This window comes from Nocardioides sp. Root122 (assembly GCF_001425025.1).
Classification (GTDB): Bacteria; Actinomycetota; Actinomycetes; order Propionibacteriales; family Nocardioidaceae; genus Nocardioides.
In genome coordinates this window covers 530,544-538,701 of sequence record NZ_LMDE01000011.1, presented here as the reverse complement: position 1 = coordinate 538,701, position 8,158 = coordinate 530,544, and the positions used below count along the sequence as shown (strand labels likewise).

Annotated in this window: 10 protein-coding genes; 1 reads left to right on the top strand and 9 read right to left on the bottom strand. The window is 71.4% G+C overall.

From position 1 onward, the window contains the following. Positions 1-39: 39 nt before the first annotated feature. The 4 genes from ASC64_RS15445 to ASC64_RS22550 all read right to left on the bottom strand — a co-directional run bounded on the left by ASC64_RS15445 (position 40) and on the right by ASC64_RS22550 (position 3,708). Positions 40-1,101, bottom strand: coding sequence for an IS110 family transposase (locus tag ASC64_RS15445; RefSeq protein WP_056908390.1), 1,062 nt, complete (start codon positions 1,099-1,101; stop codon positions 40-42). 566 nt (positions 1,102-1,667) lie between these two features. Further along, positions 1,668-2,006 (bottom strand): hypothetical protein, encoded by a 339-nt coding sequence (locus ASC64_RS15440; protein WP_056908389.1) that lies wholly within the window; start codon positions 2,004-2,006, stop codon positions 1,668-1,670. Next, positions 2,006-3,538: a leucyl aminopeptidase family protein gene (locus ASC64_RS15435; protein WP_056908388.1), complete on the bottom strand. Its 1,533-nt coding sequence runs from the start codon at positions 3,536-3,538 to the stop codon at positions 2,006-2,008. The genes ASC64_RS15440 and ASC64_RS15435 overlap by 1 nt, the downstream gene beginning before the upstream one ends. 2 nt (positions 3,539-3,540) lie before the next feature. Further along, complete coding sequence (locus tag ASC64_RS22550; RefSeq protein WP_179617972.1) at positions 3,541-3,708, bottom strand: DUF3117 domain-containing protein; 168 nt, start codon at positions 3,706-3,708, stop codon at positions 3,541-3,543. A 183-nt stretch (positions 3,709-3,891) separates the two neighbouring features. On the opposite strand from ASC64_RS22550, the gene ASC64_RS15430 reads away from it, so the two are divergent. Then, entirely contained in the window at positions 3,892-4,707 is an 816-nt protein-coding gene (locus tag ASC64_RS15430) for an enoyl-CoA hydratase/isomerase family protein (RefSeq protein ID WP_056908387.1), read from the top strand. A 21-nt stretch (positions 4,708-4,728) separates the two neighbouring features. On the opposite strand, the gene ASC64_RS15425 is transcribed toward ASC64_RS15430, so the two are convergent. From ASC64_RS15425 to dapE, 5 genes are read right to left on the bottom strand one after another with little or no spacing between them, the layout of a single operon-like run. After that, positions 4,729-5,517, bottom strand: a complete 789-nt coding sequence (locus tag ASC64_RS15425; RefSeq protein WP_056908386.1) for a M14 family zinc carboxypeptidase — start codon at positions 5,515-5,517, stop codon at positions 4,729-4,731. Further along, complete coding sequence (locus ASC64_RS15420) at positions 5,517-5,939, bottom strand: hypothetical protein (RefSeq protein ID WP_056908385.1); 423 nt, start codon at positions 5,937-5,939, stop codon at positions 5,517-5,519. The genes ASC64_RS15425 and ASC64_RS15420 overlap by 1 nt, the downstream gene beginning before the upstream one ends. A 15-nt stretch (positions 5,940-5,954) precedes the next feature. Beyond that, positions 5,955-6,278, bottom strand: a complete 324-nt coding sequence (locus ASC64_RS15415) for a DivIVA domain-containing protein (RefSeq protein WP_056908384.1) — start codon at positions 6,276-6,278, stop codon at positions 5,955-5,957. Between the two features lie 19 nt (positions 6,279-6,297). Further along, positions 6,298-7,080, bottom strand: a complete 783-nt coding sequence (locus tag ASC64_RS15410; protein ID WP_056908383.1) for a TIGR00730 family Rossman fold protein — start codon at positions 7,078-7,080, stop codon at positions 6,298-6,300. Then, positions 7,077-8,135, bottom strand: coding sequence for a succinyl-diaminopimelate desuccinylase (dapE, locus tag ASC64_RS15405; protein WP_056908382.1), 1,059 nt, complete (start codon positions 8,133-8,135; stop codon positions 7,077-7,079). Before dapE ends, ASC64_RS15410 begins: the two co-directional genes overlap by 4 nt. Positions 8,136-8,158 lie beyond the last annotated feature (23 nt).

The following is an 8,158-nucleotide window of genomic DNA, read 5'->3' as shown; positions in this document are numbered from 1 at the left end:
CGCTCGTCGCGCTTGCTCGCTCGACGCTCCTATGGATCGTCAAGCGCTGGTAGGGGAAGATTCGAGTTGCCGGAAGAGGTCGCGTGCGATGTAGCGCTTGAGGCAGCGTTTGATCTCACGGGTGGTTTTGCCTTCTGTGGTTCTGCGGGCGACGTAGGTCTGGGTGGCTTGGTCGTAGCGGATTCGTGAGAGCACGATGGTGTGCAGGGCGCGGTTGAGCTGGCGGTCGCCGTAGCGGTTGAGCCGGTACCTGGTAGTGATCTGGCCGCTGTTTGCAGGGATAGGTGCGACGCCGGCGAGCATCGCGAAGGCGGCCTCGGAATGGATGCGTCCGGGGTGGGACCAAGCACAGAGCACGGTCGCGGCCACGATCGGTCCGATGCCGAGCTGCTCGAGCAGGTCGGGACGCCAGGACCGCACGATCGCCCGGAGGGCCTTCTCGTGCTCGGCGGCCTCCTCGCTCAGCGCGTGGGCCCGGCGGGCCAGTGACCGCAACACGATGACGGTCGTGGTGGTCTCGATGTCCCAGGACGGGTGGATCCGCAGGGCAGCAGCAGTCCTGATCATGGCCGGTACCCTCTGCCCGCGAAACCGTGCCCGGACCTGCTCCGGGGCGGCGATGACCAGGCTGAACACCTGCCGCTGGGCCMCGGCGCCGGCGTCGACGGCGGACCTGYGCGCGGCCAGCAGCACCGAGAGGGCCTGCCGGTCCCCGCCGCTGCGTGGGCCGCCGAGCCGCGGCCGCGAGAGTGCCTCGCGCGCGGCTCGGATAGCGTCCAGCGGATCGGACTTGGCGCCGTGGCGACGCTTGGCGCGTTCGGGACGGTCGAGCTCGATCACGACTTCTTCGTTGCGCACGAGGTGCCGGGTCAGACCGGCGCCATGTCCGCCGGTGCCCTCGATCGCCCACGCCCGAAGCGCTGCATGGCCGTCCACGAACTCGACCAGCTGGTGGTATCCGTCGGCGGTTGCCTCAACGGTGATCTCGTCGAGCACCCCGCCGGTACGGGCGTCGACCACGGCCGCGGAGTGGGTGTGGACGTGGGTATCGACGCCGATGACGACATCGACCACCTCACGTAGATCGGTCAGACTGCTCATGCGTTCTCTCCTTGCCTGGAGCGGATGTGGTTTCCGGTCCGGGGCGGAGATTCGGCAGGACTGTGATGAGACACAACGGGCGCCGCTAACGCCCGATGGTCAAGCTCCTGATCAGGCCAGCTACTCCGACCGGGCCGGGGCCGGCCACCACGAGCGGACAAGTCGAGCGAAAGGCACGAAGCCAGTCAGTCCAAGGGTCACGCCCGCAGTCACCGACCACAGCCCAGCACCATCAGGCTGCGAAGGGAATCCTCACAGTNAGTCGAGCGAAAGGCACGAAGCCAGTCAGTCCAAGGGTCACGCCCGCAGTCACCGACCACAGCCCAGCACCATCAGGCTGCGAAGGGAATCCTCACAGTCAGTCCAGACGACGTCGGGCGCCGAGCGCGTGAGCTGAGAAGGCTACGGCGATCCGGGACCGGATGCCGTTCCCGCACGTGTCCGGGAAGTCGCCCTCGGTCGGGGCATGCGAGGGCGGCTTCGCGGACACGTGTGGCGGATCTGGCCCACGGGCGGCACAGCACGCGGCCACATCCGCCGCACGTGCGGCGCCGGGGTCTGACGTCTCAGCACCTCGGTGTGGCGGCGAACCCGTCCCAGCCCTCGGCGACCGCGACGATGTCGCAGGCCTCGATGAGGATCGGCGAGGAGCCGATGATCTGGGAGCCGGGCGAGGTGTCGGCGCCCTCGGTGAAGGTGCGCTCGAACTCCGCACGTGCCTCGTCGGTGGCGAAGACGTAGCAGCCCTCGAACCACTCGCCGCGGACCATGCGCCAGATCTTGAAGCGCAGGCCGGCCATGCCGGTGAAACGGGCGTGCGAGGTCTCGGCGACGTAGGTGGCCAACCTGTCCTCGACGCCGTCAGCGGCGTCGGCGAGGGACCAGCGGACCGTCAGGCCGAGCATCAGACGATCCCGTCCAGCGGGTCGTCGGAGCCGAGCCAGCTCAGCAGCAGCCGCGGGCCGTAGCCGCTGGGACCGGCGGTCCACTCGTGCCGGTCGGCGGGCGACTCGGCGGCGGAGGCGAAGTCGATGTGGGCCCACGGGACGTCGCCGGCGAAGTGCTGGAGGTAGAGCGCGGCGGTGATCGCTCCGGCGCCCCCGGCGGCGTTGTCGCCGTCGGCGATCTTGGAGGTCACCTTGTCCTCGTAGTCCTTGACCAGCGGCATCCGCCAGACGCTCTCGCCCGACTCCGCCGCGGCAGCCTCGACGTGGGCCGCGAGCCCCTCGTGGTTGGCGAAGTAGCCGCCGGTCCACTGGCCCAGCGACACCTTCATCGCGCCGGTCAGCGTGGCGATGTCGAGCAGCACCGTCGGCGACAGCTGCGAGACGGCGTACGCCATCGCGTCGGCCAGCACGAGGCGACCCTCGGCGTCGGTGTTGTTGACCTCGGAGGTGCGCCCGCCGTAGTGGGTGATCACGTCGCCGGGGCGCATCGCGGAACCGCTGATCGCGTTCTCGGCGGCCGGCACCAGGCCGATGACGCGGACGGGGCAGTCGACGTCGCGCAGGGCCGCCATCGCGGCGATCACGGCGGCTCCGCCGCTCATGTCGCGCTTCATGGTGAGCATCGACTCGCTGGGCTTGATGTCGAGGCCACCGGTGTCGAAGGTGATGCCCTTGCCGACGAGCACGACGGTCGGCATCTTCTTGGTCGCGCCGCGCGGGGTGTAGTCCATCCGGATCAGGCGCGGCTGGTGGGCGGAGCCGCCGCCGACGGCGAGCAGGCCGCCGAAGCCCTCGGCGCGCAGCTGCTCCTCGTCCCAGACCTGCACCGTCAGGCCGGCGGCCTCGCCGACCTCGACGGCCTGCTCCGCGAGCCACGCCGGCGTCTTGAGGTTGGACGGGACGGTGGCGAGCGCGCGGGAACGCCATCCTGCGCCGCCGATCGCGATCGCGCGGGCGAGCTCGTCGTCGGCGCCGTCGTCGCTGACATCAGCGAGCACGATGCGAGCGACCGGGCGCTCCTTCGGCCCGGCGGAACGCCAGTGGAACGAGAAGGAGCCGAGCATCGCGCCTACGACGAGGGCGCCGAGGCCCTCGTCCGGGGCGATCGCGCCGAGCGTCGTGACGACGCTGGCGCGGTCCTTGGTGGCGCGGGCCAATGCGGCACCGGCGCGGCGGAGGTCGGTGACGGTGCCCTCACCGACGCCGACGAGGAGCACGAGGCTGACCGCGTCGGCGGGGGCGGCTGCCACGGGCACCGTGGTCACCTCACCGGCGCGGCCGGTGGCGCGCGCGGCGTCGAGGGCCGCGAGGAGGTCGGTGCCGAGGGCCTCGGAGGCCTCGTCGGCGCCGGGTCCGAGAAGGAGCCTGTCCTGGTCCGTCAGGACGGGGAAGGCCCAGACCTCGGCCCCGCCGATCTGGTGCGGCAGGGCCGGGCTGAGTGCGAACTCTGGTGGTGAAACCTGCGTGGGCAGCTGGGCAGAGATGGCCACGATCAGCCGACGACGTCCTTGAGGGCGTCACCGAGAGACGTCGCCTCCTCGGCGTTCAGCTCGACCACGAGCCGCCCACCACCCTCGAGCGGGACGCGCATGACGATGCCGCGTCCTTCCTTGGTGACCTCGAGGGGTCCGTCGCCCGTGCGGGGCTTCATGGCGGCCATCGGCGCACCTCTTCCTGTTCGCCCATCTCTTGACGATGGTGGCTCAACACATGCGAATCGAGGCGGCTGAGTCGTTCCTGGCCACCCCGATCGGCGTCGTACGGTCCCAGTATCCCTCATGAGGCGCGTGATCGGCACCACAGGGCGCACGTAGGGAGGGTGGGCGTCCGGCAGACTGCCCCCATGACTGCTCCCGTGACCGCCAACGAGGCCGCTCCCGTCCTGCTCACCGTCGTCGACTCCGTCGCCACCATCACCCTCAACCGGCCCGAGGCGATGAACGGGCTGGACGTGGCGACGAAGGAGCTCCTGCTGGAGACGGTACGCCGCGTCGCGGACGACCCGGAGGTGCGCTGCGTGGTGCTCACCGGCAGCGGGCGGGCCTTCTGCGTCGGCCAGGACCTCAAGGAGCACCTCGCCGGCCTGAAGGGCGAGGCGGACATCCCGCTCTCCGACACCGTGGAGAAGCACTACAACCCGATCGTGCTGGCGCTGTCGACGATGCCGAAGCCGGTCATCGCCGCGGTCAACGGGGTGGCCGCGGGAGCCGGCGCCAGCCTGGCGTTCGCCGCCGACTTCCGCATCCTGGTCGACACCGCCGGCTACAACACCTCCTTCGCCGGAGTCGCCCTGTCGTGCGACACCGGGTCGAGCTGGACCCTCCCCCGCCTGGTCGGGCGGGCGAAGGCGATGGAGCTGCTCTACTTCCCCCGCACGGTCCCGGCGCAGGAGGCTCTCGAGCTCGGACTGGCCACGCAGGTGGTGCCGGAGGACGGGTTCGCTGCCGCCGTCGGCGAGCTCGCGACGCGCCTGGCCGCCGGTCCGACCGTCGCGTTCGGCTCGATCCGCCAGGCGGTGGCCCACTCCGCGGCCCACCCGCTGGAGGAGTCGCTGGCCTTCGAGGCCGAGAAGATGGCGCTCACCGGTGGGACCGAGGACCACCTCGCTGCCGTGAACGCGTTCGTCGCCAAGGAGAAGCCGGTCTTCCAGGGGCGCTGAGCCGACGAGCCCCGCGGACGGTCAGCCGCGCGAGGTGCGGTGCGCCCCGAGCACGCCGAGCACCTGGCGCGGCGCCTGCACGACCATGCGACGGCGCGGCGGGCGAGCGCCGTACTCGATGGTCAGCGCGGACCCGGCGAAGTGGTGGTTGAACCACATCGTCATCGTGCCGTGGCACAGCCCGCCGCAGTCGAGCGTCTTGCGCGGCAGGCGCAGCGCGCGGGCGACGCGGCGAGCGAAGCCGGCGTCCTTGGTGTCGGTGTCGACGCCCACGAGCGGCTGGTGGAAGCTCAGCACCCGGCGCGGGCGGACCTGGCGCAGGAACCCCATCATCGCGCGGGTCTCGGGCTCGCTGCCCGGACGCGGGCCGGACTCGTAGTTGCCGTCGAGGTCGGCCCACTTGAAGGGAAAGTTGCGGTTGAGGTCGACGCCGTGGGCGTTGCGGCGGGTGCCGCGTGCCAGGCCGTCGGGGTTGTAGGTCGGGACGACCCACAGGTCGACGCCCCGGATCGCGCGGCCGTCGCGCAGCGTCTCGAGGATCCGGCGGGTGTGCGGCTCGTTGCCGTGCATGGTCGAGACCAGCACCATCGGCCGCCTGCCCGGCTCACCCAGGCGCCAGGCCCGGATCGGGCGTCCGCGCACTGAGTGGCCGATCGTGCGCACCTCCACGACCGCGGGACGGGCGGGTGCGTCCGCCTCGAGGGCAGCAGCGGGCGCGGTCGCCGACGGTACGACGGACAGCCCGGCCACACCGGCCACACCGGCCACACCGGCCACGAGCACGCCCACGGCCGCGACGAGGCTGCGCATCACACGGCCGCGGTGAGGTAGGCGTAGGTGAAGACCAGCACGCCGACCACCATGCCGAGGTGGGCGAGCATGGACAGGCCAGGGCCGTCGCTCCAGGTGTCCCCCGAGGCCTCTGGCACGTGGCGGCCCTTCGCGGGGAGCCACCTGGCCAGGATCAGCAACCCGCAGACAGCGGTGATCCACCACGCGGCGATGGCGACGATGCCCACCACGGCCCCGCCCACCGGAGTGTCCTCCGGCGCCACCAGCACGCCGAGCCACAGCACGAGCGCGACGAGGCCGACGCCGAAGTGGGCGAGGGATATCCGACGGCTGATGGAGAACCGCCCCGCCGCTTCCTCCCCGCTCAGGCGAAGACGGGTCAGCACGATCACCACAGCGGCCAGTGCCGTGAGGATCCACACGACGATCGGGAACGACATTCGAGGCATCCTGCCCTAGACGGGTCCGGGGTCGCCAGACGAGCCGGGTGCAGGTCCAGACCCGTCGCGGTGCGGGTCCTCGTGGGCGTCCCGGTCCGCGTCCTCGAGCTCGGTGGCCAGGCGCGCCAGCAGCGCGTCGACCTCGGACATCCGGTAGCCGCGCACCGCGAGCGGGAAGCGGACGGTGCGCAGGTCCTGCGCCCCGAGGGGCCGGTCCTCGGGCAGCGCGAGGTCGGGACGGTCGTCGTACGCCGGCGCCATCGAGCCACCGCGACCGGAGGCGACGAGGGCGACCCCGCCCATCACCAGCACGACCAGGACGGCGAAGAGCCACATCATCGGCGCACCACTCCCCTGCTCACTCGGGCCGCTTCGGGGACGGCGTCGGCCAGCGGTCCTCGCGCGCGGCGACCATCAGCGCCACCGCCTCCTCGACGTCGTCGGTCACGACCAGCATGTCGAGGTCCTGCGGGTTGATCTTGCCCTCGGCGAGCACGGTGTCGCGCATCCAGTCGATGAGCCCCTGCCAGTACGACGTGCCGAGCAGCACGAGGGGGAACGACGTCACCTTCTGGGTCTGCACCAGCGTGAGCGCCTCGAAGAGCTCGTCGAAGGTGCCGAGGCCCCCGGGCAGCACGACGAAGCCCTGGGCGTACTTGACGAACATCGTCTTGCGGGCGAAGAAGTAGCGGAAGTTGATGCCCTTGTCGACCCACTGGTTGAGCCCGGCCTCGAAGGGCAGCTCGATGCCGAGGCCGACGCTCACGCCGCCGGCCTCGCAGGCGCCCTTGTTGGCGGCCTCCATGGCCCCGGGCCCACCGCCCGTGATCACCGCGAAGTGGGCCTCGGCGAGCCGCCGGCCGACCTCCTCGGCCATCGCGTAGTGGGGGTGGTCGCTCTTCGTGCGGGCCGATCCGAAGACGCCGATCGCCGGCCCGAGCTCGGCGAGCGCCCCGAAGCCCTCGACGAACTCGGCCTGGATCCGCAGGACCCGCCACGGGTCGGTGTGCACCCAGTCGGTGGGGCCGCGCGAGTCGAGCAGCCGCTGGTCGGTGGTGCTGCCGTCGTGGACCTGGCCACGGCGCTCGATCACCGGACCCTTCATCCGGTCGGCACCTCGGGCCGCGGCGTGATCGGTCATGCCAGCCACTCCTTCAGGGTGCGCTCGCACCGCTCGATGTGCTCCACGGGCACGTGCTCGTCCTGCTTGTGGGCGAACATCGGGTCGCCGGGTCCGTAGTTGACCGCAGGCACGCCGAGCTTGGTGAACTGCGCGACGTCGGTCCAGCCGAACTTGGGGGCGGGCTCGCCGCCGACCGCGTCGACGAACGCCTTGGCGGCCGGGCGGTCCAGGCCGGGAAGCGCACCTGCGGCCATGTCGGTCACCGTGACGTCGTAGCCCTCGAAGAAGTCGCGCACGAACGCCTCGGCGTCGGCCTCGCTGCGGTCGGGGGCGAAGCGGAAGTTGACCTCGACCACGCACTCGTCGGGGATCACGTTGCCGGCGACGCCGCCCCGGATGCCGGTGGCGTTGAGCCCCTCGTGGTAGGTCAGGCCGTCGATCTCGGGCTGCCGCGCGACGTAGTCGTTGAGCCGCGCCAGCACCGGCGCGGCGAGGTGGATGGCGTTGACGCCCTTCCAGCTGCGCGCGCTGTGCGAGCGTTCCCCGGTGGTGCGTACGTCGACGCGCATGGTGCCCTGGCAGCCCGCCTCGATCGCGGCGTTGCTGGGCTCCATGAGGATCGCGAAGTCGGCCTCGAGCAGGTCGGGGTCGCTCTCGGTGAGCTTGCGCAGGCCGTTGTGGACCGAGTCGACCTCCTCGGCCTCGTAGAAGATGAAGGTGAGGTCGCGGTTGGGCTCGGTGAGGTCGGCGGCGAGCTTGAGCATCACCGCGTCGCCACCCTTCATGTCGCAGGTGCCCAGGCCGTGGAGGATCCCGCCCTCGCGGCGGGCCGGCAGGTTGTCGTTGAGCGGCACCGTGTCGAGGTGGCCGGCGATCACCACCCGCTCGGGTCGGCCCAGGTCAGTGCGGGCCACCACCGTGTGCCCGCGACGGGTGACGGTCAGGTGCGGCAGGGCGCGCAGCGCCGCCTCCACGGCGTCGGCGATCTCCTGCTCGTGGTGGCTGACGGAGAACGTGTTGACGAGCTCCTCGGTCAGGGTGACGACGTCGGCGGCGAGGTCCAGCTGAGGCATGGCCCCATCAAACCAGCCGCCGA

Excerpts from the sequence above, each read along its gene's own strand:
- ASC64_RS15410 (WP_056908383.1), bottom strand. The coding sequence starts at position 7,080 with ATGACCGATCACGCCGCGGCCCGAGGTGCCGACCGGATGAAGGGTCCG.
- ASC64_RS15430 (WP_056908387.1), top strand. The coding sequence starts at position 3,892 with ATGACTGCTCCCGTGACCGCCAACGAGGCCGCTCCCGTCCTGCTCACC.
- ASC64_RS15440 (WP_056908389.1), bottom strand. The coding sequence starts at position 2,006 with ATGCTCGGCCTGACGGTCCGCTGGTCCCTCGCCGACGCCGCTGACGGC.
- ASC64_RS22550 (WP_179617972.1), bottom strand. The coding sequence starts at position 3,708 with ATGGCCGCCATGAAGCCCCGCACGGGCGACGGACCCCTCGAGGTCACC.
- ASC64_RS15425 (WP_056908386.1), bottom strand. The coding sequence starts at position 5,517 with ATGCGCAGCCTCGTCGCGGCCGTGGGCGTGCTCGTGGCCGGTGTGGCC.
- ASC64_RS15420 (WP_056908385.1), bottom strand. The coding sequence starts at position 5,939 with ATGTCGTTCCCGATCGTCGTGTGGATCCTCACGGCACTGGCCGCTGTG.
- dapE (WP_056908382.1), bottom strand. The coding sequence starts at position 8,135 with ATGCCTCAGCTGGACCTCGCCGCCGACGTCGTCACCCTGACCGAGGAG.
- ASC64_RS15415 (WP_056908384.1), bottom strand. The coding sequence starts at position 6,278 with ATGATGTGGCTCTTCGCCGTCCTGGTCGTGCTGGTGATGGGCGGGGTC.